Genomic DNA, 23,344 nt, shown 5'->3' with positions numbered 1-23,344 from the left:
AATGCGAGTGGTCTTCTGGACGTGGATGGTGATCATCTCCGGCGGCCTCGCCTTCATGGCGATCACCGCGCTGGGAGGACGGTGAATCATGCGCAGGATGCTGCGGGACAACGGGCTCAGCCTGGTCTTCCTGGCCCTGTTCGTGCTGGCGCTCGCCGGACAGTCCATCGCCGGATTCCTTCGCGAGAACGAGGAGCTGGCCGAGCACGGGCAGTCGGCCGTCGATTTCTTCTCATTCGTCACCTCCAGCGAGTTCCTCGTGGACGTCGCGGAGAACTGGCAGTCCGAGTTCCTCCAGTTCTTCGTGTTCATCGCCGCCACCGTGTGGTTCATCCAACGCGGGTCACCCGAGTCGAAGAAGCCGGGCGACGAGGGGCTCGGCAGCGATGAGGACCAACTCGTCGGCGCTCACGGCCGCCCGGATTCGCCGAACTGGGCCCGCCGGGGTGGTTGGCGCACGGCGATATACGGAAACTCATTGCTGATCGTGATGGGTTCGATCTTCGTGTTCTCGTGGCTCGCACAATCACTCGCCGGCCTCGTCGTCGCGAACGAGGAGAACGCGATGCACGCGCAGCCGTCGATCACCTGGGCCGATTACGTGGTCAGCCCCGACTTCTGGGACCGCACCCTGCAGAACTGGCAATCCGAGTTCCTCGCAGTGGGCGCGATGGTCGCGTTCGCCATCTATCTCCGTCAGCGCGGGTCGGCCGAATCTAAGCCCGTCGGACTGCCGCATCGCATCGCGGCAGAGGAATCCGACTGACGATCAGCCCTCTCAGCCGTCCTTGACCTCGTAGCCCTCGCCCTCCGGAGCGCGGGCTACATCCGATTCGCGGCGGAAGCCTTCGCTGTAGTCGGGTCTGGCCGGCTGCGGGGGCTGGTCGGACAACTCTCCTCCAGTGCGGCCGCCGTACGGCCGGCCGTGATCGGCGAACTCCTCCCGGCCGAAGACCAGGGTCCACGGGCCGGCAGTGAACCGTGCTCCGGTGCGCAGGATCTCCGATCGTCCGCTGACGCCGGTCTCTGCGGCGCTCGCGCTCGCGTTCATCTCTCCGGCGCCGTGCAGGGTCAACACGTATTCGTCCTGATCATCGTGATTGATCTCTGCGTGGACGGGATCGGTTTCGGGCAGTCGCAACTCATTCCCCTCCGCGGATCCGATGCGCACAGCGTCCGAAGTCAGCGCGAATTCGAAACGGTCATCGTCGCGCGTGATCTTGAGATGCGGATTGCCGGCACCCCACTCGGCGTGGGTCGTGGTCGGCTCGGGCGGGTGCGGTGCATCGTGAGAATTCATGGTGCTCTCCTCTTCGATCGGTCCATTTCACGCTAGGTCGTCCGCGTCATCGCCACGAGGGGGTTGACCGCCCGGTCAGGGCTGTGCAGGTTCTTGCTGATCCGGGTCGACATTCTCTGGCACGAGCGAGATGCCTCCGCTGGTGTTCGCCGAGTGCGCCATTGCCGTGATCCACTCCGGCGACAGCGTCGGCGGCCCGGGCTCGTCGAAGACGAACCGCAGCGGAATCGCCGGGTGCAGCCAGATCGTCGAACGCCCCGACCCATCGGGATGACGCCATGACAGCGTGAAGCTCTCATTGCGGCGGAGCTTCGTCGCGATCACCACCTTCAGATGCGCGAGCGCCCGATCTTCGACGAAGATCGGGTCTGCCGTTGCGCCGTAGAACATCGAGCCCATGGCGCTACGCTATCGAGTGTGGGCAGATTCATCTATGAGGGTGGCGTCAAGGTCGAGATCGAGGACCGCGCGCTGACGCACCTCCAGCTCGTCATCAGTGCGAAGCTGCGCCGGGGTGAGCCCTTCGCGTTCAGCTGGCGCGAGGATGCCAGCGTCGGCGGCGGCCGGACCACGGTGTGGGTGCACCCGGGCAGCTCCATCGTGTACAAGTACTACGGCGGGCGGCAGCCGTCCATCAACCGCGCCTGGGTCGACGCCCTCGCCTTCACCTCCAACGCTCCGACCGGTCTGTACCTCGTGCCGGAGCCGCCGGAGTCCGGCGAGGAGCCGGCGTCGACCGAGCTCCCCGGCTGAGGTCGCTCCGCCGCGAGATCACTCCACCGCGAGATCGAGTCGTCGTTCGGTGATGGAGTCGATGCCGGTGACGGTGATCCACCCGTCAGCCAGGTGCGCTGCGTCGCTCTCGGCGGTGGGGACGTTCGGCAGCTCCTCCACGGCGAGTCGCAGATAGCTGTCGTCGCTCTCGGCCACAGTCATCTGGACGATGCCGAACGGCGCCAGGGTAGATTCGCGGACACCACGAGGATGATCGTCGTTCGGCACATTCACGTTCATCACCGTGCCGGCGGCACGCGCCATGAGCTCGGGCAGGAGTGCGACCGCAGCATCCGCTGCCGTCGTCCAGTGGAACTCGTCGGGGTTCATTCCGACATCCAATGACACGGCCATCGCGCGCGCTCCGTTCAGGCCGCCGGTGAGAGCAGCGCCCACCGTGCCGGAATGCAGGATCGCACGACCGACGTTCGCGCCGTGGTTGACACCCGACAGCACCACCTCGGCCGGGTCGCCGAAGGCCCCTCTGGCAGCGATCAACGCGATGAGCCCCGGGCCGCCGTGCACCGCGAACGCCTGCACATCGGGTATCGGCGTCAACGTGCGTCGTTCCATCGCTATCCGTCCGTCGGCTTCTGTCGCCATGATCGACGCGCTCGACCCGCTGGACTGCTTGGCCGGAGCCGCGACGGTGACGTCGAATCCGGCGCGGACAGCGGCCTCGGCGAGTGCGCACAGGCCCGGCGCGTCGATCCCGTCGTCGTTCGTGATGAGAACCCGGGTCATGATGACGCCTCCGGCTCCGCGAGTGCGGCGAGGCCGTCGGGGCTCACCCGGCCCTCAGGTTCACGATCACCGGCACCCGTCGCCGGAACTTCTCGGACGGTGACCTTCTCTCGAAGGCTCTCGATCAGTTCCGCGTCTCCCGTTCCCAGCCCGTGCCGCGTGACATTGAGTGCGCCGGCAGCGGCGCCGAGGGTGATGGCGTCCCGCAGGTTCTCGCTCCGCGTGAGCGCGGCGATCAGGCCTGCAGTCAGGGAGTCACCGGCACCGCGGGTCTCGGTCTCCTCGAACGGCGGAGGAGTCACCTCGAGCACGCCCTGAGCATCAGCGAGCAGCAACGGGTCGCCTGCTCGCGTGACGATCACGGCGCCGGCGCCGTCCGCCCGAAGCCGGTGCATCGCGGTGATGATCTCGTCGTCGGTGACCGCGCTCACCAGACCGTCGGCCTTGAGTTCCTCATGACTCACCTTCAGGATGTCGACTCCGCCGGTCACGACTGCCTCCAACCGCTCGCCGGCGAGGTCGGCGACCACCGTCTTGCCGGCCGCGCGGAGGTCGATCGTGAGTCGCCGGTAGAAATCCGCGGGGATCGTGTCGTCGCCGGCCGGGCCGCTCAGCACCACGACCGAAGAGGGGTCGCTGCTGCGAAGCATGGCACTGTACAGATCGTCGAGGTCGTGTCTTCCGATCGGATCGCCGTCCTCCTCGTCGACCACGATGCGTTCGCCTCCCCGGCGATCGTGCACGTAGGCGGAACCCCGTCCGTCGCGCGTCAGAGCGTGGACCGTGACATCCTCGTCCTCCATGAGATGCCTCAGCGTCCGGCCGACCTCCCCGGTCAGTAGACAGCACATCGTCACCGGCACCTGCAGCCGGCGCAGCATCCTGGCCTGCCACACGCCCTGCCCGCCCGCATGCACATGGATCTCAGAACCCTGCGGATGGTCCTCCACCGTTACCGTCAGCGTCGGTGACGGAGCCAGGATCGTGACGCTCATGACGACTCCTTCCGTTCGGTGTTCTCAGTGTCTGCAGTCGCGACCCGGAAGTGTCAACCCCCTTGGCCGGTGCGCAGTGCACGTGGAAGGTGAGTACAACACTCGACTCTCGAAGGAGCGCTCAGATGACTGACAGCACCCCCGACCCACGACATGCGCACCACGATGACGAGTTCCCGGCTCAGGCGCAGAGCCAGCCGGGTCACACCGAGCGCATGCGACCGGAGCCAGACCACGGCGAGACCAGCTACGTCGGCCACGGGCGACTGGACGGTCGCCGCGCCCTGATCACCGGCGGCGACTCGGGGATCGGACGCGCGGTCTCGATCGCCTTCGCCAGAGAAGGCGCTGACGTCGCGATCGCGCACATGGTGGAGGAGCAGCAGGATGCCGACGCCACGCTCGCCCTCGTGCGGGATGCCGGGCGCGCCGGACTCAGCCTGGCCGGCGACTTGCGCAATGAGGACTTCGCGTCCGAGGCCGTCCACAAGACGCGCGAGGGCCTCGGCGGACTCGACATCCTCGTGCTGAACGCCGGTTACCAGCACGACATCGATGGCTTCGAGAACCTCCGCACCGATGAGATGCAGCGCGTGTTCCAGACCAACCTCGAGGGGCTGCTGTTCTCCGCGCGGGCCGCGTTCCCGAGCCTGGACGCCGGTGCGAGCATCATCGTCACGGCATCCATCCAGTCCTTCAATCCGTCCCCCGGACTCATCGACTACGCCATGACGAAGGCGGCGCAGGTCGCGTTCGTGAAGGCGCTCGCCGAAGAAGCCGGCCCGCGCGGCATCCGCGTGAACGCCGTCGCACCCGGCCCGATCTGGACGCCGTTGATCCCCGGAACAGGCTGGGACGACGAGAAGGTTCGTTCGTTCGGCGCCGACACACCGCTCGGCCGAGCGGGTCAACCGGCCGAACTCGCCGGCGCGTACGTGTATCTCGCCTCCGCCGAGTCGTCGTACACGTCGGGCGCGGTTCTCGCCGTGACCGGAGGGAAGGCGCTATGACCATGACAGCCCCGGAGCCTCCGCGACCGGCATCCGTCTGGGAAGTCATCCCGATCGCCCGAACCGCCTGGCGGATCTGCGACGCATCCCTCACCGAATCGGATGCCTCGCGCCTGGTCGCCTACGTCGACAAGAACGAGACGGGAACGTATGACGTTCTCTGGCTGCGCAGCCCCTGCCCGACCAGGTCGCGTTATCGAAACCTGGACGAGCTGCTCGCCGATCTGGATGCCGCGGACGCAGGCGGACCGGCGTCGCGTGCCACGCGTCCGAACAGGATTCCGCACTTCCCCCCGCGGAGCGAGCCGAACATCACGTGAGGACGATGAGCTCCCGGGTCGAGCGGGTCATCGCGACGTAGCGATCGACAGCGCCCTCGACGCCGTCGCCGAAGCGTTCGGGGGCCACGAGCACGACAAGGTCGAACTCCAGCCCCTTCGCCGTCTCGGGAGTCAGCGACCTCACCCGATCCGATCCGGTGAAGGTCTCGTCGCCGATCACGACGCCGGTTCCTTCGTCGTTGTCGGCCAGCCAGGCATCCACGATCGCCTCACGGTCCGCGACCGATCCGTGTCGAACGGGGATCCCGCTCGAGCGCACGGAGGTCGGCACGTTCGCATCAGGGAGCGCCGCGCGGATGACCGGCTCAGCCTCGGCCATGATCTCCTCCGGCGTTCGGTAGTTGACGGAGAGCGAGGCGAGGCGCACGTCACGGAGTCCCGCGTCCGTGAGCCTGTCCTCCCACGTCTGCGCGAACCCGTGCCTGGCCTGGGCCCGGTCGCCGACCGCGGTGAAGCTGCGCGAAGGGCAGCGGCTGCGCAGCATCGCCCACTCCGCATCCGTGAGCTCCTGCGCCTCGTCGACGATGATGTGCGCGAACGGTCCGGCGAGCGCGTCATGACTGAACGTCGGGAGCGCGTCATCGTCGTCCAGGCTGTTCAGCACGTCCTCGCCGCGGAGCATCGACATGAGGCCGAGGTCATCGTCGGACGTGTCCATCAGGTAGTCGGCGACGCTCGCACGGTACTCCCGCTCTGAGGCGCGCAGCCGTTCGCGCTCGCGGCGGATTCGGCCCGCGTCCGGATCGCCGACGGCGCGGCGGGCGGCATCCAGCAGCGGAAGGTCGGATGCCGTCCACATCGCGGCATCCTCGCGCTGCAGCATCCGCACCTCGTCGTCCGTCAGCCACGGCGCGCAGCGGCGCAGGAATCCCGGGTTGCTCCACAGAGCCGCGACGAGCGCTGCGGGGTCGAGCAGCGGCCAGGCGCGGTTGAACGCTGCGGTGAGTGCCTCGCTCTGCGCGAGCGCGCGACGCAGCTGTGAGCGGGGGACGCGCCCGGCGAATCGGTCGGAGATGATGTCGACCAGCGCCTCCCAGACCTCGTCACGCGCCTCGTTGTGCGCGGACCCGGTGTCGGTGCTGAACGCCTCTTCCCAGTCGGCTTCGCTCACGCGCAGCTCCACCCACGGCGTTTCGACGACCGTGCCCCGCTCCGGCGGCTGCTCGTACAGACGCACGGCTGAGCCGACGGCGTCGATGAGTCGCGCCGAGGCCTTGAGGCGTGCGATATCGGGGTCGGATTCGGGCGGCGCGCTCCGGCCCTCGGGAACGAGGTCGCGGAGCGTGCAGGTCTGCACGCGGTCCTCCCCCAGGCTCGGCAGGACGTCGTCGACGTAGCCGAGGTACGGCTGCGAGGGGCCGACCACGAGCACCCCGCCGCCGCTGCCGCGCGAGATCCGGGTGTCGGAGTACAGCAGGTACGCGGCACGGTGCAGGGCGACGACGGTCTTGCCCGTTCCTGGTCCGCCGTCGACGACGAGCGTCCCCGCAGAGCCCGCCCGGATGATGGCATCCTGATCGGCCTGGATCGTCGCCAGCACATCGCGCATGCGGGAGGATCGCGAGGTGCCGAGGCTGGCGATGAACGATGACTGGTCGTCGAGCGCACCGCCCGTCTCGAGGGCGTCCGCGGTGAACGCCTCGTCCCAGTAGTCCGCGACGCGGGCACTCGCCCAGCGGTAGCGGCGGCGGCTGACGAGACCCATGGGGTCGGCGAGGGTGGCGCCGAAGAACGGTTCGGCGGCAGGCGCTCGCCAGTCGACGAGCAGCTGACGGCCGTCGTCGCCGGTGAGCCCCAGTCGTCCGATGTAGATGTGGTCGCCGGCATCCGTCACCATGCGACCGAGGCACATGTCGATGCCGTACCGGCGCAGCACGGTCAGGCGCGCGTTCAGACGGTGGATCTCGAGATCGCGTTCGACGGCCGCGCCGCCGACGCCGCTGGGGGCGGCGAGGGCGCTATCCAGACGAGCGGATGCCGTGGCCAGGCTGTCGCGCAGCGTGGCGGCGATCGCGTCGAACTGCTCATCGTCGCGAGCGATGAGGGCGGGGTCGGCCTTGTGGGCGAGTTCGTCAGAGAGGTGGAAGGCGCTGAGGGCAGGGGGGTTCACGATGCTCCGATTCCGGCGCGCAACTGCGGTTTTCGCTGCGCACGATCGACAAGTATGCGCCCTGCGGGGGCCCTTGCCGCAAGCCCCCACCTCAGCGGTAAACTGGAAGTGCGGGAAGATGGAGACATGGCTTCTCCCACCCCGCAGACGCAGCGCAATGCGCTCGCCCCAGGGCTCCTCGCCGCGATCGCCCTCTTCCTCTCGCCGCTGTTCACCGGTGACGACAACGTCGGTGCGACGATCATCTTCTACCTCGTCCCGATCCTCGCGCTCATCGTCGCGTGGTTCGCGTGGCAGGCGCGGCAGTGGTGGTGGACCATCGTCTTCGTCGCGATCGCGGTGATCTGGAACCCCGTGTTCCCGTTCGGCTTCACCGGCCAGGTGTGGACGGCCGCGCAGTTCGTCGCCGCGCTGCTCTTCATCGCAGCCGGCGTCCTGATCAAGAACGAGCGCGCCGTGGCCTGACGCGTCCGGCGCAGTCCCGCCGCACACCGATGCTGTATCACTTCGGTCGGTTCTGATCGCTCGTAACCGACCGAAGTGATACAGCATCGCGCCGGGATGCGGGGCGCGACTCGCACTGCACAGGCGGCGGATGCCGGGACTGGTGCCCATCGGCTGTGGAAAGTCCGAAGCTGCGCAGGGCATCGCCGAGGCTGTGGGCGTGCGCACTCGTAGCAAGCTCCCATCCCGTCTCGGCGATAGCTTCCGGGTGAGTGCGGCGCATGCTGCTGGGGTCGGCCGCTCGCGCGGGGATGCCGACGACCTGCATCGCCCATTCCGAGGAGTGCGGTCGACGACGGTCCCGTCGACGTTCAGCGCACTGGTCGACTGCTATCGACCGAGACTGGCTGCTGAGCACGCATTCGTCGGCCGTTCCGCTGCGCGCCTGTGGGGACTGCCGCTGCCGTGGATCTGGACTCCCGAGGAGGACCTCGAGATCGCCGTTCCCCTCCATCTCTCGGCTCCGAGGATCACCGGGGTGCGCGGTCGGCGACTTGCAGCACGCAAGATCCGATATTGGACGGTGCGCGGCGCCCGAACTGTGGACGCCGTCGCCGCACTGTTCACATGTGCGGCCGTGTTGACTCTGGTCGAGACGGTCGTGATCCTGGATGCTCTGGTGACCGAGGCCGACAACTACCCGGAACTGGGTCCCGGCCGCCCTCTCGCGAGCATCGACGAGATCGCGAATCGGCTGCAGGCGTGGGGGAGATTCCCCGGCAGCGGGACAGTCCGCAGGGCGATTCCACTTGTGCGCGAGCATGTCGAATCTCCGAAGGAGACCGAGACTCGACTGCTCATCCGGTCCGCCGGGATCGCGGAGCCCGTCGTTCAGTACGAGGTGTACGACGGCGGACGGTTCGTCGCCAGGCCGGACCTGTCATATCCCGAACTCAAGATCGCGATCGAGTACGAAGGCGACGGACATCGCCGAAGCAAGGAGCAGTGGCGAGTCGACATCCGCCGGCAGCGCGACCTGGAAGATCGAGGATGGATCGTGATCCGGCTCACCCAGGCCGATCTTGACGACGGCGGCGCCGCCCTGATCGCCCGCTTGCGTCGCGCGATCGCGAGCCGCGGATGAGGCGCCGATGCTGTATCACTTCGGTCGGTTCTGGGCGCGCTAAACCGACCGGAGTGATACAGCATCCCCGGATGCGGGACAGCGCGCAGCGCGCGTGCGGGGCGGCGCGTAGCGCGCGAGCGGGATCGGGCGTAGCGTGCGGGTATGGACGACCGCAGACCTGATCCCGCAGATGAAGCCCGACCCGAGAACACTGCAGAGACTGTTGCCGGGACAGCGGATGGCGCACCCCTCGGCGGCGACGAGACGACCGAAGAGCAGCTCGATGCCGACAACGCCGTCGAAGACGACATGCTGAAGACCCTGGACCCGGACGACTCGCCGGCCTGACCATCCGCCGGGACCTGCCCCGGTACGACCCGGCAGGTGAGAAGCTTGAAGGATGAGTTCTCCCACCATCGCCACTGCGGTGCCTGCGGATGCCCCGCTCAGCGAGGCTGAGGTCCGCAGCCTCCGCGAGGACTTCCCGATCCTGCAGACCGAGGTGAACGGGCATCCGCTCGTCTATCTCGACTCCGGTGCGACCTCGCAGCGCCCGCTGGCCGTGCTGGACGCCGAACGCGAATTCCTCACGACGCTGAACTCGGCCGTCCACCGCGGCGCGCACACGATCGCCGCAGAGGCCACCGAGGTGTTCGAGGACGCCCGAGCCGCCGTTGCGCGATTCGTCGGGGCGGACGATGACCAGCTCGTCTGGACCTCCAACGCGACAGAGGCGATCAACCTCGTCGCCTACGCGTTCTCCAACGCGACAGCAGGTCGCGGGGGAGCTGCGGCCGAACGGTTCCGGCTCGGCGACGGCGACGAGATCGTGACCACCGAGATGGAGCATCACGCCAACCTCATCCCGTGGCAGGAGCTCGCCGCGCGCACCGGCGCGACCCTGCGCGTCATCCCGCTCGACGACGACGGCGCGCTCCGCCCGGGCGACATCGAGACGCACATCACCGACCGCACGAAGATCGTCGCCGTCACCCATGTCTCCAACGTGCTCGGCGTCGTCAACCCCGTCGAACAGCTGATCGCCGCAGCCCGCAGGGTGGGCGCGCTCGTGCTGCTCGACGCGTGCCAGTCCGCGCCGCATCTGCCCCTCGACGTGAAGAAGCTCGACGTCGATTTCGCCGTGCTCTCCGGTCACAAGATGCTCGGGCCCACCGGGATCGGCGCTCTCTACGGCCGCCGCGAGCTGCTCGCTGCGATGCCGCCGTTCCTCACGGGCGGGTCCATGATCACCACCGTCACCACCACGCGCGCCGAGTACCTCCCGCCGCCGCAGCGGTTCGAGGCCGGCACGCAGCGGGTGTCGCAGGCCGTCGCGCTCGCCGCCGCTGTGCGCTACCTCGAGGACGTCGGGATGCCGCGCATCGCCGCGCACGAGGCGCAACTCGGACGCCGGCTCGTCGACGGACTCTCCGCGATCGACGGCGTGCGGGTGCTCGGCGCCGGCATCGATCTGCCGCGCGTGGGGCTGGCGAGCTTCGACATCCCCGGCATCCACTCCCACGACGTCGGGCAGTTCCTCGACGACCGCGGGATCGCCGTTCGGGTCGGCCATCACTGCGCCCAGCCGCTGCACCGCCGCCTCGGCGTCACGTCATCCACCAGGGCCAGCACCTACCTCTACTCGACAGACGCCGAGGTCGATGCCTTCCTCGACGGCGTCGCCGCCACCATCGACTTCTTCCTCGGCGGTGTCGCCGCCGGCACCGACTTTCCCGGAGTGCGCTCATGACTTCCAGCGACCTGCAGAACCTGTATCAGGAGCTGATCCTCGACCACTCGCGCACGCCGCACGGCTTCGGGCTGCGCGACGAGGTCAAGGCCCAGTCGCACCAGCTGAACCCCACCTGCGGCGACGAGATCACCCTGCAGGTGCACCGCGCGGATGACGGCACGATCGAGGCCATCGCGTGGGAGGGGCATGGATGCGCGATCTCGCAGGCATCGGCATCCCTGTTCGCCGACCTCGTCGAGGGGATGACGGTACCCGAGGTGCAGAAGAGGATCGACGTCTTCCGCGAAGCGATGCGATCGCGCGGCAAGATCGAGCCCGATGAGGAGCTGCTCGGAGACGCCGCCGTGCTCGGCAGCGTCTCGCGCTATGTCGCCAGAGTGAAGTGCGCCATGCTCGGCTGGGTCGCCGCGGAGGACGCGCTGCGCAAGCTCGACTGAAGGAATAACGGCTCCGCGCACCTGTTGTCCTTGAGATGACAACTTTGGGAATCATCGGAGCAGGACACATCGGCAGCCAGGTCGCACGGGCGGCGATCGCGAACGGATACGACGTCGTGATCTCCAACTCCCGGGGGCCAGAGACTCTGAGCTCCCTCGTCGCCGACCTCGGCCCGCAGGCGCGCGCGGCGACCGCCGCTGAAGCAGGGGCGGCCGGCGACGTGGTCGTGGTGACCGTGCCGCTGCACGCCCTCTCGCAGGTGCCGGTCGAGCCGCTGGCCGGCAAGATCGTGCTCGACACGAACAACTACTACTTCGAGCGCGACGGCCGCATCGACGCGCTCGACAAGGGCGAGACGACGACCTCGCAGATGCTGCAGGAGCACCTGCCGACCTCGAAGGTCGTGAAGGCGTTCAACCACATCGTCTCGGATGACATCACCACCGACGGCACGCCAGCAGGCACCGAGAACCGTCGCGCGCTCGCGACGTCCAGCGACTTCGAGGACGCGGCTGCCTGGGTCACGGAGTTCTACGACCAGGTCGGATTCGACACCGTGAACGTCGGCCCGCTCAGCGAGTCATGGCGCGTCGAGCGCGATCGCCCGGCGTACGTCGTCCGTCAGAATGCGCAAGAGCTGACTGCCAACCTCGCGAGGGCGAACCGCCTGCCCTGAACCGGCAGGCGTCGCGACGGCGTCAGGCCGGCGCGCGCCGCGGCGGCGTCAGGCCACCGGCGTCGTGGTGTCCGTCGCCTGCCGCAGGGTGCCGCGCATCGCGCGCCAGTACCGGCCCGGGGATACCCGGACGATTGTGTCGATGAGTCGCGCTTCGCGTCCGACCATGGTGCGGATGCGGCGGCGCTCGGTCGCGCGGATGATCTGCGCCGCGGCATCCTCGGGTTCGGTGTGATACATCGCGGCCTGCGCCGACGCAGCCCGTGCGGCCACAGCGGGGTCGATCGCGGCGGCGTACCGGCCGTGCAGGATGATCCCGGTGCGGACGCCCGCCGGGTACACGGCGCCGACCGTCACCCTGCTGTCCTCGAGTTCGTGACGGAGGGCCTCGGAGAACCCGCGCACCGCGAACTTGCTCATCGCGTACGGGATGCGCCCTGCCGGAGCGGCGAGGGCGTAGACGCTCGCGAGGTGCGTGATGTGCGCGGCGGGCTGCACGCGCAGCGTCGGCAGCAGCGCTTTGGTGATCGAGACCGTGCCCCAGAGATTCACGTCCATCAGCCAGCGCATCTCCTCCATGGTGAGCTGTTCGAGGCTGCCGAGCATCGATGACCCGGCGCAGGTGATCAGCGCGTTGACTCTCGGGTGCGCGCCGATGATGTCGGCCGAAGTGGCGAACGTGGCCTCGTCGTCGCGGAGGTCGACCACGTGGGTCGTGGTGCGTCCGGGAAGGTCAGCTGCGAGGGATGCCAGGGCTTCGGCGTTGTGGTCGATGAGGGCGAGGTCGACGCCGGCCGCTCCGAGCTGACGCGCGACCTGCGCGCCCATGCCGCTGGCGGCACCGGTGATCACCGTGGTGTTTCCGGCGAGGGTCAGCCGTCGCATCACATCCTCCTCCAGGCACTCGGGTCGTGCCGTTCGCTTCATCGCAGGTGGGGAGAACCTGTTGTGTTCTATTGTGGCCGAGAGTGGCGTCGGTGGGTGAGGATACGATCGGGAGAGGAGGTTCTGGTGGGAAAGACTGCGGATGCGATCGCTGAAGGTGTCGCGATCGCCACTGCCGCTGCACGTCTCACGGTGAAGAACCACATCCTGGTCGGAACGATCGCGAAGGGCGGGGTCTTCGACTCGGCCCAGTACCTCGACGAGGCGCGCCAAGCGCTGGAGGCGATGGCGCGGGAGTCCGAGCACGGGGCGGAGGCGATGGCGCGGTTGCGCAAGCGCGCCCGCGGCCGTTACTCGGATCCAGTCGGCACGCACGACTACCGCGACCGTGACGTCCGCAACCTTCGACGCCGAGCCAAGCAGTACGCAGGCGTCGCCGAGCGACTGAAGGCGATGGTCGAAGACCCCGAAGAGCTCGGGGCACTCGTCGAGAGCGCGCGTGAGGCGGCCTGGGCCGAGGTGCGTAGCAATCTCGATCGCCGGCTCAAGGTCGAAGGGATGCGCCCCGAGCAGGACCCCGACTACGCGACGATGCGCGAGGCGCGGATGCAGGCGCTACGTCTGGTCGATCTGCAGGCCCTGTCTTCGCATCAGCGTGCGAAGCGCAAGCGAGAAGCGGCGTCCTGACCGCTGGTTTCGCGTTCGCATGGTTCGTCATGTATTCTTGCTGAGGCCCGTTCTTCGGAGCGGATGCCCGATGCGCCACTAGCTCAATGGATAGAGCATCTGACTACGGATCAGAAGGTTAGGGGTTCGAGTCCCTTGTGGCGCACACTGTGTTGAGACAGTAGTCGAACCCCGTCGCGAAAGCGGCGGGGTTCTTTTCTTTCGCCAGCGTAGCCTGGAGGAGTGACTGCGTACGTCTCGGCTTTCGACCTGTTCTCCATCGGCGTGGGGCCCTCGAGCTCCCATACCGTCGGGCCGATGCGCGCCGCGCTGGACTTCGCGCAGCGCCTGCGCGCAGACGGCGCTCTCGCCGCCATCGCCAGGGTGACGTGCACGCTGTACGGATCTCTCGGCGCCACCGGCATCGGGCACGGAACCCCGGATGCGGTCGTGGCAGGGCTCCGCGGGCTCGCGCCGGAGAGCTGCGACCCGGCTGATGTCCGCGCGGCATGGTCGGCCTACCCCGAGGGGGTGGACCTGCTCCTCGCCGGCGAGCGCGCCGTGGCGTTCGACAAAGCCGATATCGAGTTCGCGCCGCGGACGAGGCTCCCAGGGCACCCGAACGCCATGACTCTGCGCGCGCACGCCGCCGACGGCGAGGTCCTGGTCGAGCAGATCTACTACTCGATCGGTGGGGGGTTCATCCGTCGCGACGGGGAGGAGGCGCAGATCGCCGTCGGCGGCTTCCCACTGGACTACACCGATGCGGCGTCGCTGCTCGCGCTGTGCGACGAACGGAACATCACCATCGCCGACGTGGCGCGCGAGAACGAGATGGCGCTGCGGTCGGAGGAGCAGGTCGCGGCTGGTCTCGACGCGATCTGGGATGCCATGGCGTCGTGCGTCGACGCCGGACTCCACGCAGACGGTGTGCTGCCAGGCATCCTCAAGGTGAAGCGGCGGGCCGGGGCGATCCGCGAGCAGCTCGACGCGATCGAGGCGGATGGCTCGCCGGCGATCCCCGGCGAGTGGCTCGGCGCTTTCGCGCTCGCCGTCAACGAGGAGAACGCCGCCGGTGGGCGCGTCGTCACGGCGCCGACGAATGGCGCCGCCGGCATCCTGCCCGCTGTCGCGATGTACTGGTGGCGGTTCCTCGCCGACTCCGGACTCGGGTCGGGCAACGCGGTCACCCCGTACGGTGAGCTCGTCGGAAGCGCCCTGCTCGGGTTCTCCGGAAGCGAGGGGCCGCCTCGGGGGTCGTTGAGCGAGGAGCGCAGCGACGAGACGAAGCGGCTTGAGCGACCGCAGGGAGTCGAAAGCGGACTCCCGGCTGATCGGATCGCCGAGGCGAACAGGCGGCGCGGCATCCGGCGCTTCCTGCTCACTGCCACAGCGCTCGGCTCCCTGTTCAAGGCGAACGCGTCGATCTCGGGAGCCGAAGGTGGCTGTCAGGCCGAGGTCGGCTCCGCCTGTGCGATGGCTGCGGGGGGACTGACCGCAGTGATGGGCGGCACGAACCGCCAGATCGAGAACGCCGCCGAGATCGCGATGGAGCATCACCTCGGCCTCACCTGCGACCCGATCGGCGGGCTCGTGCAGATCCCGTGCATCGAGCGCAATGCGATCGCAGCATCCACCGCCGTCACAGCCGCACGGCTCGCACTGCGCGGGGACGGCGAGCACTACGTGTCACTGGATGCCGTCGTCGAGACCATGCGTCAGACCGGCGCCGATATGTCGACGAAGTACAAGGAGACCAGCGAGGGCGGCCTCGCGGTCAACGTCATCGAGTGCTGACGGGTCGTAGGCTGTCCGCATGGTGAGCAGGCGGGGGCGGGGGCGGCCTCCTGGCGATTCCGATGCCCGCGAGCGCATCGCGGCAGCCGCGACGCATGAGTTCGGCGAGCACGGTTACGACGGGGCGACCGTGCGAGCGATTGCGGCGCGCGCCGACGTCGACCCTGCGCTCGTGCACCACTATTTCGGCGCCAAGGCCGATCTGTTCGCCGAGGTCGCCGGGTTCCCGGTGCGGCCGGACGTCGAGGTTCCGGCGATCCTGCGCGGCGGCCCTCACGGTGCAGGAGAGCGGATCGTCCGGTTCGTGCTGGAGGCGTTCGAGCGTCCCGACGTGCGCAAACGCGGCGTGATGGTGCTGCGCACCGCGATCAGCGGCAAGCTCACAGGACCCCTGGTCACGGGGTTCCTGACGCGTGAGCTGCTGCCGCGCATCGCGAACGAGTTGGATGCTCCGGATGCCGAGCTTCGGGCGACGCTGGTCGCCTCGCAGATCGCCGGTCTCATCATCGCCCGGTATGTGGTGAAGCTTCCCGCCATGCGGGATGCCGAGGTGGACGAGCTCGTCGCGCTGGTGGGGCCGACGATCCAGCGCTACCTGTTCGACTGAGTGCCTTGACGATCCCCGCCCGCGGGTCAATAATTCAACACATGGTGAATAACTCGGCTGTCGAGATCGCGCAGCTGCGCGTGCGCCGCGGATCCGTTCGCGTTTTCGACGGCGTGGATCTCGTGATCCCGAAGGGACAGATCACCGGTCTCCTCGGGCCGTCTGGCTGCGGGAAGACCACGCTCATGCGCTCGATCGTCGGAGTGCAGAAGATCGCATCCGGAGACGTGACCGTGCTCGGCGAACCGGGCGGGTCCAGCCGGCTTCGACACCGCGTCGCGTACGGAACGCAGGGGGCGGCCGTCTACGGCGATCTGAGTGTGAGACAGAACCTCGCCTACTTCGCATCCTTGCTCAGGGCGCCGAAGGGCGACGTCGACCGTGTGATCGACGAGGTGGGCCTGCGCGGTCAGGCCGGGCAGCTGGTCGACTCGCTCAGCGGTGGACAGAGCACTCGGGTATCGCTCGGCATGGCGCTGATCGGCTCGCCGGAGCTCGTCGTCCTCGACGAGCCGACGGTCGGACTCGACCCCGTGCTGCGATCCGAGCTATGGGGGCTGTTCCGCGGTCTCGCGGACCGCGGCGTCACGCTGATCGTCTCGAGCCACGTCATGGATGAGGCGCTGCGCTGCGATCGGCTGCTGCTGATGCGCGAGGGACGCATCATCGCCGACACCACGCCGTCGCAGCTGCTGGACGACACCGGCACTGCCGACCCTGAGGCGGCGTTCCTCGCGCTGATCGAGCGCGACCGCACCGGGGGAGAGACCCGCCGGTCGCGTAGAGAAGCCCGAGAGAGCGGTACGGAAGACAGTGCACCCGAGCGCGACGAGGAGGTCGGAGAATGAGCGGCCGTCGGACCTTCGCGACCGCCGGTCGAGTGCTCGCGCAGCTGCGACACGACCCGCGCTCGATCGCGTTGATGCTCATCGCACCGAGCCTCCTGGTCGGACTGTTCGCCTGGCTGTTCAGCGATAAGGAGGGGGTCTTCGATCAGTTCGGCGGTGCGATCCTCGCGCTGTTCCCGTTCATCGTGATGTTCCTGATCACATCGATCACCACGCTGCGCGAGCGTCGATCGGGAACACTCGAACGGCTCATGACGACGCCGCTCGGCAAGCCGGACTTCATCCTCGGGTACGCGCTCGCGTTCGGGTTGATGGCCCTGCTTCAGGCTGCGATCACGGTGACCTTCGCGGTGTGGGTGTGCGGCCTGGAGGTTGACGGTCCGCTGTGGCAGCTCGGCCTGGTGGCCATCGTCGACGCCCTGCTCGGCACGGCGCTCGGGCTGCTGGCGAGCGCGTTCGCGCAGACCGAGTTCCAGGCCGTGCAGTTCATGCCGCTGCTGGTGTTCCCGCAGATCATCCTCGGCGGACTGTTCATGCCGCGCGATCAGATGCCCGACGTGCTGCACGCGATCTCCGACTGGCTGCCGCTGAGCTACGCGATCGACACGATCAACGCGGTGGCCGCAGGGGATGAGGGGTGGGACGTGTTCGGGCCGCTGCTCATCGTGCTCGCGTTCGCGGTCGGCGCCCTGCTGCTGGCATCGCTCACGCTGCGTCGGCGAACGCGGTAGGAAGAACGCATCATCACCCAGCGTCGCTGGGCCAGCGTCAGCGAGCCGAAGCGTCTCGCCGTTTCGTGTGCCTGGTCGGTGCCGCCGCCCAAGGGTCCTCCGGCCAGGGGTGCTTCGGGTAGCGACCGCGCATCTCCGCGCGAACCTGCGCGTACGGGCCGGACCAGAACGAGGCGAGATCGTCGGTGACGGCGAGCGGCCTGCCGGCAGGCGAGAGCAGGTGGAAGAGCACGGGGACGCGACCGCCCGCCAGCCGCGGCGTCTCGGCCCAGCCGAAGCACTCCTGCAGCTTCACCGCCACGACCGGTCGCCCGGTCGGATCGTCGGCCGGCGGGTACGCGATGCGGACGCGCGAGCCGCTCGGCACCTCCAGCCGCTCCGGCGTCAGTGCACCGAGGTCCGCTGCCGCCGGCCACGGCAGCAGCCGCTGCAGCGCTGATGCGAGGTCGATCCGCGCCGCCGGAGTGCCCGTTGCCAGCGCATCGAGCTCCGGACCGAGCCACGCGTCGAGCTGATCGAGCAGGGCGGCATCGGACACGTCTGGCCACGGCATCCCGAGTTCGCGATGGAGCAGGGCGAGACGGCGGCGGAGTCCGTCCGCGGCATCCGACCACGTGAACACGTCGAGTCCGCGCTCGGTCAGGGCGCGGCGCACGGCGTCGCGGCCGCCGTCGTCGGCCTGTGCGCGCACAGGGACGGACGAGCGCACGATCGCCCCGATGCGGCGTTCGCGTCGGGCGATGACGCGACCGCCCACGAACTCGGCCTCGACGCGGTCGGTCATCAAGTGGTCTGCGGCCCGTTCGACCTGGCTCTCCGTGATCGCGGCGGCCGCTCGGATGAGCGCGCCTGTTCCCTCGGCGGCTCGTCCCTGGGCGCGAGCGACGTCGGCGACGGCCAGCCATTCGGCGTCCGCGAGCGGACCGCTGACGCCGGCACGGGTTCCGGATGCCAGCAGGAACGTCGCCCCGTACACCGAACGATCGACGCGCCTGGCGATCCTGCTCGGGAAGGCGAGGGCGACGATGAGTCCGACGTCGTCGGTGCTCGGCCGCGCTCGGCCGCGATTCGCCTGGGTCGTCGATCGCAGCAGACGTGCCACCTCCTGCGACCAGCGGCGGGACTCGGGAGCACGGCGATCGCGCAGTGCGACAAGGGCTGCGTCGATGTCGCCGCCGGTGATGCGGATCTCGCCGCTGATCAGTGCGACGACCTCGGCGGCGAATCGCGCGCCCACCAGAGGCGCCCCGTCGCGCAGGGCACGCGCGAGCCGGGGGTCGGTCGGGATGCGGGCGAGCTCCTGACCCTCTGGCGTCGCGCGCCCGTCGTCATCGATTGCTCCGAGTCCGTGGAGCACGGTGAGCGCGTCGCCGAGGCTGTCGACCGGCAGCGGGTCGAGGAGCTGCAGTCCGGTGCCGCCCGGCGCGCCCCAGCAGGCGAGCAGCAGAGCCGCATCGGCCAGGTCGGTCGTCGCGATCTCGGGTGCAGGGCGGGCAGGTGAGGCGGCGAACGTGCGCTCATCGACGCAGCGGATGACCGCGCCAGGGCCCTGGCGCGTCGCGCGGCCGGCGCGCTGGACGGCCGAAGCGCGTGACGTCGGCCCCGTGACGAGCCCGGTCATGCCACGCGCCGCGTCGCGTTGCGGGTAGCGCGACAGGCAGGTGTCGACCACGAGCCGCACACCGGGCACGGTGAGGGAGGACTCCGCGAGCGACGTCGTGACGACGATGCGCGGGGGCTCGTTCGCGCCCGACCTCGGATCACGGCATCCTGCTCGGCCGCCGGCAGCTGACCGTGCAACTCGCGGACGTCGACGCCCTGTGAGATCTGCGTGAGGCGTCGGGCGATCTCCGACACCTCGCGTGCACCGGGAGCGAAGACCAGGACGTCGGCCGCCGGGTCGGTGCGCAACAACTCCCGTGCAGCGGATGCCGCGATCGCAGCGACGTGATCGAGGAAGCTCCGAGTGACGCCGCGTTCGTCGAGTCTCTGCGCCGGGCTCGGAGCCCAGCGCTCCTCGAGCGGATGCGCCGGAATCATCTGGGTGACGATCGGGGCGGGGGAGTCGTCCGTTCCCAGCACGCCGGCGACCTTATCGGCATCGAGCGTCGCCGACATGGCCACGAGCACCAGGTCATCGCGGAGCTCCCTGACCTCCCCGAGGAGGCCGATCAGCAGGTCTGTCTCGAGCGCGCGCTCGTGCACCTCATCGATGATGACGGCGCCCACGCCGTCCAGGCCCGGTTCCGAGAGCAGCCGGCGCAAGAGAACGCCGGCGGTGACGAACTCGATGCGCGTGGAGGCATCGACCTGGCGCTCGCCCCGCACCGTGAAACCGACTCGAGTGCCCAGCGGTGATCCGTCGAGCTGTGCGAGGCGTCGAGCGGCTGCCCGTGCGGCGACCCGGCGGGGCTGCGTCACGATCACTCGGCCGGGGGTCCGGTTCGCGAGAACCGGCGGCACGAGGGTCGTCTTTCCCGTTCCCGGTGGGGCGCTCACGACGACGGCCGCGTTGCGATCGAGGGCTGCGCCGAGTTCGCCCAGCGCAGCAGCGAAAGCGAGACCGTCGCCGATGCGGGCGGGGTCGAACGAACCGGTCTTCACCGTTCCATCATCGAGCATCGCGGCCGGCTGGCGGCTGGGCTGGCCGCAGGTCGTTGAGCGGAGGGCGGAGCCCGAAGACGAAACGGGGTGAGCGAGCGTCAGCGAGTCGAAGCCCTACTCGCCGGCCGCAGAATCCTCAGCGCTGACGGCATCCGACGCATCCACCGTCTTCGTGCCCGGGCGCTTCGACGGTGCCGGGGCCGGCGCTGCTGCGGGAGCGGATGCCTGTGCTGACGCCTGCGTCTTCGCGATGCCCGCGCCGATGCCTTGTCCGACCGCCTGACCCTGGATGATCGCGGCGAGGTCGAGACCCGTGGCCGAGCTCACGCTGTCGAATACGGACTTCAGGGCCTTCGCACTGTCGGCGCCGACGACGTTCGACGCTCCGTCCTCGCCGGACCCGCCGATGATCGAGACGCTGCCGATCGTGGCGTAGCCCTTCGCGAACTCGCCCATGATCGTGGGGAGCACGTCGAGCACGCGCTGCGAGAGGAACGCCTCCTGGTTGGATGCGATGGCCTTCGCTTCGGCCTCAACGGCGGCCGCGCGAGCTTCACCCTCGGCGCGGATGGCGTCTGCCTCGGCGCTGGCGCGCAGGCGACGGGCTTCGGCCTCGGCGTCGGCGAGCGCACGCAGGGCGTTGGCCTCACCCGTGGCCTTCGCCTCGGCGGCGGCTGCCTCACCTGCCGCGCGGGCGCGGTCGGCCTCTGCCTGCTGCTCGGCGATGCGGGTGCGGGCCTCGGCCTGCTTGACCTGCTCGATCGCTGCAGCCTCTGCAGCGCGTTCGCGGGTGTAGAGGTCGGCCTGCGCGCGGGTCTCGGCCTCGTACTTCTGGGCGTCCGCGACGCGCTTGACGTCGGCATCCAGTTGGGCCTGGCGGTTCTCGGCGTTCTGCTGCAGAACGGCCTGCTCAGCCTGTGCGCGGGCCAGGTGCTCGGCCTGTTCGGCCTCGGCCCGTGCGCGACCGATGCCCGCGTTGGCGTTCGCGGTGTTGGTGTCGAGCGCGGTCTGTTCGACCAGGTTCGACTCCTGGTTGGCGATGTTCTTCTGGTTGATCGCGCGGTCGGCATTGGTCTGCGAGATCTCGGCCGCCTGGCGCTTCGACTGGATCTCTGGTGCACCCAGCGACTGGATGTAGCCGACCTTGTCGGTGATGCCCTTGATCTGGAACGAGTCCAGGATCAGGCCCTGCTCGGCCAGCTCCTGCGAGACGTCGGCGGCGATCTGGTCGGAGAACTTCTTGCGCTCGCGCATGAGCTCGACGACCGAGAGGGTCGCGACGATGCCGCGGAGAGCACCCTCGAGCTGCTCGGTGGTGAACTGTTCGATGGCCTTGTCCTGGGAGGCGAAGCGTTCGGCCGCACGGCGCACGTAGAGGGGATCGGAGCCGATCTTCACGATCGCAACGCCGTCGACGTTGAGAGTCACGCTGTCGAGCGACTGCGCCTCGGCGTTGAGCGAGACCTGGCGTGATCGCAGCGAGATGATCTCGTGGCGCTGGGTGATCGGGTTGACCAGGGACTTGCCGTTGACGATGACGGTGACGGGGGAGTCGACGATCTCCGAGCTGCTGCTGCCGTCCGCGTTGATGACCGCGCGCTGCACCTTCTGCTTGCGTCCGGAGATGACCAGCGCCTCATCGGCGCGAGCGACCTTGATCCAGCTGCGCGCGAACAGCAGCACCACCAGACCGATCACGATCAGGACGACGACAGCGATGCCGACGAGAACCAGAATGCCGACGAGTCCGGCGATCTCCATGTGACTACCCCCTGTGAGTCTGCTCCCGGTGGAGCATTCACAACCGACTATGCCAGAGATGGCATGTTCGCCGTCGGGTGGGGCGGATGCTGCGGGGTCAGCGCCCGCGGAGCTTGTCGGTGAGCGTGCGCAGCTGACGCAACTCGTCGTCATCGAGTGCGCGCATGTTCTCCACGATCGAGCGGCTGTGCGCGGTCGCGACCTCGCGGAAGGCCCGTGCACCGGCATCCGTCGCCCGGAGAATGGCACCGCGCCCGTCTGTCGGGTCTCCGGATTTCGTGATCAGGCCCCGGGCGACCATGCGGTCGACGAGCCGCGAGACGCTGGGCTGACTGATGAGCATGTGCGTGGTCACTTCGCGCAGTCGAGCGGTCATCTCCGGGGCGCGCGTGACCGTGAGCAGGACGTCGTACTCGGCCTGGGTGATCGGAGTGTTGTCGAAGTCCGCGCTCATGGCTGTGAACAGTTCGTGCTGGGCGCGGAACAGGCCCTCCCACGCTTCGAGCGCGAGCTTCCGGTCTGTCATGGATACAGAGTAACGGAACGGTGAAGGGCCGGTCGGAGAGGCTTCCGACCGGCCCTTGTCCCTTGCACCAAGAGTGTCCTGCAATCACATGCGGTGGATGCCACAGCAAACATTCACCGTGCGATAACTGTATAACGGCGAGGTAACGAATGCAACGGTTTGGTCACGGAAACTTTGCCAGGCTGCGCGATCGGGCCGTGCAAGGGCCGGTGTCAGCCCAACACGAACCGCACCGCGTTGCCCCACGGATCAGCCGTGATGACGTCGGCGTCCGACGCCGTGTGCTCGATCCCGGCATCCGTCAGGCGCGTCACGAGATCATTGAGGTCGGATGCCGAGGGGACGGCGACCGTGATCCCGCGCAGTCCAGCGCTCTCGGGCCGTTCTCCGGCTCCGGCGCTCTGCCACGTGTTCGTCGCGAGGTGGTGATGGTATCCGCCGGCCGAGTAGAAGACGGCGCCATCGGACTCGGCCGTGACGTCGAAACCGAGCACATCCGAGTAGAAGTCGCGTGCGCTGTCGAGGTCGCCCACGCGCAGGTGCACATGCCCCATCGTCGCGACACCTGAGGCGTCGCCCTCGAGGTTCTCGTTGATGAACTGATTCGGGTCGAGTATCGCGCTGCCCGTGACGACCCGGCCGTCCTCCCACACCCACTCGTCTCGCGGGCGATCGATGTACAGCTCGACACCATTGCCCTCCGGATCGCCCACGTAGAAGGCGAGGCTGACGGCATGGTCGGAGCTGCCCTGGAACGATTCGGGAGCGCGCTCTGCGACGTTCACCAGCGTCCGTGCCAGCGAGGCCGCATCCGCGTACAGGATCGCCGAGTGATACAGGCCCGCGCTGCGCGGATCATCGGATACGGCATCAGTGCTCTCCAGGCGGATCAGGGGATCCTCGAGCCCGAGGACGGCCAGGCCGTCGGACTCCTCGAGAACCGTCAGTCCGATGACGTCACGGTAGTACGTGGTCATGGTGTCGAGATCGCGCGCCGCGATCGTGACGACGCCCATCGCGGTGTCGGCCGGGAGGATGCCGGCATCCGGCGTCGATTCGGCGGAGCGGCCGGACATCGCCCACCAGATCCCGACGACGGCGACGATGAGCACGAGGGCTCCGGCGCCGATCGTCCAGCGGGCGGTCGTTGACAGAGAGCGGCGTGGAGATGAGGTCACACCACGGGAAACAGCCTTCAATTCATTTTT

General features: G+C 68.6%; 24 protein-coding genes, 1 tRNA gene and 1 pseudogene. 16 read left to right on the top strand and 10 right to left on the bottom strand.

What is annotated here, in order from left to right:
• Window positions 1-88: 88 nt before the first annotated feature.
• On the top strand, window positions 89-766 hold the full coding sequence (locus KHB019_RS07040) for a DUF6766 family protein (RefSeq protein WP_230101557.1): 678 nt from the start codon (window positions 89-91) through the stop codon (window positions 764-766).
• A gap of 12 nt (window positions 767-778) precedes the next feature.
• Here KHB019_RS07040 and KHB019_RS07035 read toward each other — a convergent pair whose 3' ends face one another.
• Both KHB019_RS07035 and KHB019_RS07030 read right to left on the bottom strand, forming a co-directional pair.
• Window positions 779-1,300, bottom strand: coding sequence for an FHA domain-containing protein (locus KHB019_RS07035; RefSeq protein WP_337458467.1), 522 nt, complete (start codon window positions 1,298-1,300; stop codon window positions 779-781).
• 75 nt (window positions 1,301-1,375) lie between these two features.
• Window positions 1,376-1,699: a DUF7882 family protein gene (locus KHB019_RS07030; protein ID WP_230101555.1), complete on the bottom strand. Its 324-nt coding sequence runs from the start codon at window positions 1,697-1,699 to the stop codon at window positions 1,376-1,378.
• Between the two features lie 18 nt (window positions 1,700-1,717).
• Between KHB019_RS07030 and KHB019_RS07025 the strand changes: the two genes are divergently transcribed.
• Entirely contained in the window at window positions 1,718-2,053 is a 336-nt protein-coding gene (locus tag KHB019_RS07025) for a DUF7882 family protein (protein WP_230101554.1), read from the top strand.
• An 18-nt stretch (window positions 2,054-2,071) separates the two neighbouring features.
• On the opposite strand, the gene surE is transcribed toward KHB019_RS07025, so the two are convergent.
• Window positions 2,072-2,818 (bottom strand): 5'/3'-nucleotidase SurE, encoded by a 747-nt coding sequence (surE, locus tag KHB019_RS07020; RefSeq protein ID WP_230101553.1) that lies wholly within the window; start codon window positions 2,816-2,818, stop codon window positions 2,072-2,074.
• Window positions 2,815-3,813 (bottom strand): 1-phosphofructokinase family hexose kinase, encoded by a 999-nt coding sequence (locus KHB019_RS07015; RefSeq protein WP_337458466.1) that lies wholly within the window; start codon window positions 3,811-3,813, stop codon window positions 2,815-2,817. Before KHB019_RS07015 ends, surE begins: the two co-directional genes overlap by 4 nt.
• Before the next feature lie 125 nt (window positions 3,814-3,938).
• On the opposite strand from KHB019_RS07015, the gene KHB019_RS07010 reads away from it, so the two are divergent.
• Entirely contained in the window at window positions 3,939-4,823 is an 885-nt protein-coding gene (locus KHB019_RS07010; protein ID WP_230101551.1) for an SDR family oxidoreductase, read from the top strand.
• Entirely contained in the window at window positions 4,820-5,143 is a 324-nt protein-coding gene (locus KHB019_RS07005) for a hypothetical protein (RefSeq protein WP_337458465.1), read from the top strand. Before KHB019_RS07010 ends, KHB019_RS07005 begins: the two co-directional genes overlap by 4 nt.
• Here the strand turns inward: KHB019_RS07005 and helR are convergent.
• Window positions 5,136-7,274 carry an RNA polymerase recycling motor ATPase HelR gene (helR, locus tag KHB019_RS07000; RefSeq protein ID WP_337458464.1) on the bottom strand — a complete coding sequence of 713 codons (2,139 nt, stop codon included), beginning with the start codon at window positions 7,272-7,274 and terminating at the stop codon, window positions 5,136-5,138. The genes KHB019_RS07005 and helR overlap by 8 nt on opposite strands.
• Before the next feature lie 126 nt (window positions 7,275-7,400).
• On the opposite strand from helR, the gene KHB019_RS06995 reads away from it, so the two are divergent.
• The 6 genes from KHB019_RS06995 (at window position 7,401) to KHB019_RS06970 (ending at window position 11,711) form a co-directional block, all read left to right on the top strand.
• The gene (locus tag KHB019_RS06995; RefSeq protein ID WP_230101548.1) at window positions 7,401-7,739 is read left to right on the top strand and encodes a DUF6804 family protein; all 339 of its coding nucleotides are present in this window, start codon (window positions 7,401-7,403) and stop codon (window positions 7,737-7,739) included.
• Between the two features lie 130 nt (window positions 7,740-7,869).
• Window positions 7,870-8,862 carry an endonuclease domain-containing protein gene (locus KHB019_RS06990; protein WP_337458463.1) on the top strand — a complete coding sequence of 331 codons (993 nt, stop codon included), beginning with the start codon at window positions 7,870-7,872 and terminating at the stop codon, window positions 8,860-8,862.
• 144 nt (window positions 8,863-9,006) lie between these two features.
• The gene (locus KHB019_RS06985; protein WP_230101546.1) at window positions 9,007-9,192 is read left to right on the top strand and encodes a hypothetical protein; all 186 of its coding nucleotides are present in this window, start codon (window positions 9,007-9,009) and stop codon (window positions 9,190-9,192) included.
• 52 nt (window positions 9,193-9,244) lie between these two features.
• The gene (locus KHB019_RS06980; RefSeq protein WP_337458462.1) at window positions 9,245-10,594 is read left to right on the top strand and encodes an aminotransferase class V-fold PLP-dependent enzyme; all 1,350 of its coding nucleotides are present in this window, start codon (window positions 9,245-9,247) and stop codon (window positions 10,592-10,594) included.
• Entirely contained in the window at window positions 10,591-11,034 is a 444-nt protein-coding gene (sufU, locus tag KHB019_RS06975; protein ID WP_230101544.1) for a Fe-S cluster assembly sulfur transfer protein SufU, read from the top strand. Before KHB019_RS06980 ends, sufU begins: the two co-directional genes overlap by 4 nt.
• A 35-nt stretch (window positions 11,035-11,069) precedes the next feature.
• Entirely contained in the window at window positions 11,070-11,711 is a 642-nt protein-coding gene (locus tag KHB019_RS06970) for an NADPH-dependent F420 reductase (RefSeq protein ID WP_337458461.1), read from the top strand.
• Between the two features lie 48 nt (window positions 11,712-11,759).
• On the opposite strand, the gene KHB019_RS06965 is transcribed toward KHB019_RS06970, so the two are convergent.
• Window positions 11,760-12,596 carry an SDR family NAD(P)-dependent oxidoreductase gene (locus KHB019_RS06965; RefSeq protein ID WP_325470785.1) on the bottom strand — a complete coding sequence of 279 codons (837 nt, stop codon included), beginning with the start codon at window positions 12,594-12,596 and terminating at the stop codon, window positions 11,760-11,762.
• Between the two features lie 126 nt (window positions 12,597-12,722).
• Between KHB019_RS06965 and KHB019_RS06960 the strand changes: the two genes are divergently transcribed.
• The 6 genes from KHB019_RS06960 to KHB019_RS06935 all read left to right on the top strand — a co-directional run bounded on the left by KHB019_RS06960 (window position 12,723) and on the right by KHB019_RS06935 (window position 17,245).
• Window positions 12,723-13,283 (top strand): asparagine synthase, encoded by a 561-nt coding sequence (locus KHB019_RS06960; protein ID WP_230101541.1) that lies wholly within the window; start codon window positions 12,723-12,725, stop codon window positions 13,281-13,283.
• 72 nt (window positions 13,284-13,355) lie between these two features.
• Window positions 13,356-13,428: transfer RNA gene (locus KHB019_RS06955), tRNA-Arg, on the top strand.
• Window positions 13,429-13,505: 77 nt separating this feature from the next.
• On the top strand, window positions 13,506-15,059 hold the full coding sequence (locus KHB019_RS06950) for an L-serine ammonia-lyase, iron-sulfur-dependent, subunit alpha (protein WP_337458460.1): 1,554 nt from the start codon (window positions 13,506-13,508) through the stop codon (window positions 15,057-15,059).
• A gap of 19 nt (window positions 15,060-15,078) precedes the next feature.
• Window positions 15,079-15,666, top strand: a complete 588-nt coding sequence (locus tag KHB019_RS06945; protein WP_325470787.1) for a TetR/AcrR family transcriptional regulator — start codon at window positions 15,079-15,081, stop codon at window positions 15,664-15,666.
• Window positions 15,667-15,707: 41 nt separating this feature from the next.
• Window positions 15,708-16,514 (top strand): ABC transporter ATP-binding protein, encoded by an 807-nt coding sequence (locus tag KHB019_RS06940; RefSeq protein WP_325470788.1) that lies wholly within the window; start codon window positions 15,708-15,710, stop codon window positions 16,512-16,514.
• Window positions 16,511-17,245, top strand: a complete 735-nt coding sequence (locus KHB019_RS06935) for an ABC transporter permease (RefSeq protein ID WP_325470789.1) — start codon at window positions 16,511-16,513, stop codon at window positions 17,243-17,245. Before KHB019_RS06940 ends, KHB019_RS06935 begins: the two co-directional genes overlap by 4 nt.
• A gap of 37 nt (window positions 17,246-17,282) precedes the next feature.
• Here the strand turns inward: KHB019_RS06935 and hrpB are convergent.
• The 4 genes and pseudogenes from hrpB to KHB019_RS06915 all read right to left on the bottom strand — a co-directional run bounded on the left by hrpB (window position 17,283) and on the right by KHB019_RS06915 (window position 23,314).
• Window positions 17,283-19,867 (bottom strand): annotated as a pseudogene (gene hrpB / locus KHB019_RS06930) (ATP-dependent helicase HrpB).
• A 96-nt stretch (window positions 19,868-19,963) separates the two neighbouring features.
• Complete coding sequence (locus tag KHB019_RS06925; protein WP_337458459.1) at window positions 19,964-21,610, bottom strand: SPFH domain-containing protein; 1,647 nt, start codon at window positions 21,608-21,610, stop codon at window positions 19,964-19,966.
• A 97-nt stretch (window positions 21,611-21,707) separates the two neighbouring features.
• A complete protein-coding gene (locus tag KHB019_RS06920) occupies window positions 21,708-22,136 on the bottom strand; it encodes a MarR family winged helix-turn-helix transcriptional regulator (RefSeq protein WP_325470791.1) in 429 nt (142 codons plus the stop codon).
• Between the two features lie 212 nt (window positions 22,137-22,348).
• Window positions 22,349-23,314 carry a VOC family protein gene (locus tag KHB019_RS06915; protein WP_337458458.1) on the bottom strand — a complete coding sequence of 322 codons (966 nt, stop codon included), beginning with the start codon at window positions 23,312-23,314 and terminating at the stop codon, window positions 22,349-22,351.
• Between the last annotated feature and the right edge of the window lie 30 nt (window positions 23,315-23,344).

Origin of the sequence: Microbacterium sp. KHB019 (assembly GCF_037285405.1) — a bacterium.
Lineage (GTDB): Bacteria > Actinomycetota > Actinomycetes > Actinomycetales > Microbacteriaceae > Microbacterium.
The sequence above is the reverse complement of the archived record's forward strand: the minus strand, read 5'-3'. Positions and strand labels throughout refer to the sequence as shown.

What these genes read in the sequence shown, in the direction of transcription:
- KHB019_RS06935 (WP_325470789.1), top strand. Translation starts at nt 16,511, where the DNA reads ATGAGCGGCCGTCGGACCTTCGCGACCGCCGGTCGAGTGCTCGCGCAG.
- KHB019_RS06920 (WP_325470791.1), bottom strand. Translation starts at nt 22,136, where the DNA reads ATGACAGACCGGAAGCTCGCGCTCGAAGCGTGGGAGGGCCTGTTCCGC.
- KHB019_RS06925 (WP_337458459.1), bottom strand. Translation starts at nt 21,610, where the DNA reads ATGGAGATCGCCGGACTCGTCGGCATTCTGGTTCTCGTCGGCATCGCT.
- KHB019_RS07030 (WP_230101555.1), bottom strand. Translation starts at nt 1,699, where the DNA reads ATGGGCTCGATGTTCTACGGCGCAACGGCAGACCCGATCTTCGTCGAA.
- KHB019_RS06965 (WP_325470785.1), bottom strand. Translation starts at nt 12,596, where the DNA reads ATGCGACGGCTGACCCTCGCCGGAAACACCACGGTGATCACCGGTGCC.
- KHB019_RS06990 (WP_337458463.1), top strand. Translation starts at nt 7,870, where the DNA reads ATGCCGGGACTGGTGCCCATCGGCTGTGGAAAGTCCGAAGCTGCGCAG.
- sufU (WP_230101544.1), top strand. Translation starts at nt 10,591, where the DNA reads ATGACTTCCAGCGACCTGCAGAACCTGTATCAGGAGCTGATCCTCGAC.
- surE (WP_230101553.1), bottom strand. Translation starts at nt 2,818, where the DNA reads ATGACCCGGGTTCTCATCACGAACGACGACGGGATCGACGCGCCGGGC.
- KHB019_RS07040 (WP_230101557.1), top strand. Translation starts at nt 89, where the DNA reads ATGCGCAGGATGCTGCGGGACAACGGGCTCAGCCTGGTCTTCCTGGCC.
- KHB019_RS07010 (WP_230101551.1), top strand. Translation starts at nt 3,939, where the DNA reads ATGACTGACAGCACCCCCGACCCACGACATGCGCACCACGATGACGAG.
- KHB019_RS06995 (WP_230101548.1), top strand. Translation starts at nt 7,401, where the DNA reads ATGGCTTCTCCCACCCCGCAGACGCAGCGCAATGCGCTCGCCCCAGGG.
- KHB019_RS07015 (WP_337458466.1), bottom strand. Translation starts at nt 3,813, where the DNA reads ATGAGCGTCACGATCCTGGCTCCGTCACCGACGCTGACGGTAACGGTG.
- KHB019_RS06945 (WP_325470787.1), top strand. Translation starts at nt 15,079, where the DNA reads ATGGTGAGCAGGCGGGGGCGGGGGCGGCCTCCTGGCGATTCCGATGCC.
- KHB019_RS06980 (WP_337458462.1), top strand. Translation starts at nt 9,245, where the DNA reads ATGAGTTCTCCCACCATCGCCACTGCGGTGCCTGCGGATGCCCCGCTC.
- KHB019_RS07005 (WP_337458465.1), top strand. Translation starts at nt 4,820, where the DNA reads ATGACCATGACAGCCCCGGAGCCTCCGCGACCGGCATCCGTCTGGGAA.
- KHB019_RS06940 (WP_325470788.1), top strand. Translation starts at nt 15,708, where the DNA reads ATGGTGAATAACTCGGCTGTCGAGATCGCGCAGCTGCGCGTGCGCCGC.
- KHB019_RS07035 (WP_337458467.1), bottom strand. Translation starts at nt 1,300, where the DNA reads ATGAATTCTCACGATGCACCGCACCCGCCCGAGCCGACCACGACCCAC.
- KHB019_RS06970 (WP_337458461.1), top strand. Translation starts at nt 11,070, where the DNA reads ATGACAACTTTGGGAATCATCGGAGCAGGACACATCGGCAGCCAGGTC.
- KHB019_RS06985 (WP_230101546.1), top strand. Translation starts at nt 9,007, where the DNA reads ATGGACGACCGCAGACCTGATCCCGCAGATGAAGCCCGACCCGAGAAC.